Source organism: Pseudomonas sp. 50_B (genome assembly GCF_017491625.1).
Taxonomy (GTDB): Bacteria; Pseudomonadota; Gammaproteobacteria; order Pseudomonadales; family Pseudomonadaceae; genus Aquipseudomonas; species Aquipseudomonas danubii.
On the sequence record NZ_JAFGYX010000140.1, the window covers coordinates 1 to 460 of the forward strand.

The window sequence follows — 460 nt, forward strand, 5'->3', positions numbered from 1 at the left end:
ACGTGAAGAGCCTGCCGGCGATGATCCCCGCCGTGATGCCGCTGCTGCTGCTGATGTTGCCCGCGATGCTCACCGCGCTCGCCGTCGTTCGCGAACGCGAGCTCGGCTCGATCCTGAACCTGTACGTGACGCCCGTCACGCGCACCGAGTTCCTGATCGGCAAGCAGGTGCCGTACGTCGTGCTCGCGATGCTGAACTTCCTGCTGATGACGATGCTCGCGCGCATCGCGTTCGACGTGCCCGTCAAGGGCAGCTTCATGACGCTGTTGCTCGCGGTGCTGATCTTCAACGTCGTCGCCACGGGCATCGGCCTGCTCGCGTCGACGTTCACGCGCAGCCAGGTGGCCGCGATCGTGATGACGATCATCGGCACGATGATCCCGACCGTGCAGTTCGCGGGGCTGCTCACGCCGCTGTCGTCGCTCGAGGGCACCGGGCGCTTGATCGGCCTCGTCTATCC

1 protein-coding gene is annotated in these 460 nt (G+C 65.9%); it reads left to right on the forward strand.

Going from position 1 to position 460, the window contains the following annotated elements:
• A partial coding sequence (locus J5M73_RS31305) for an ABC transporter permease (protein WP_207816950.1) occupies positions 1–460 on the forward strand: 460 nt, incomplete at both ends.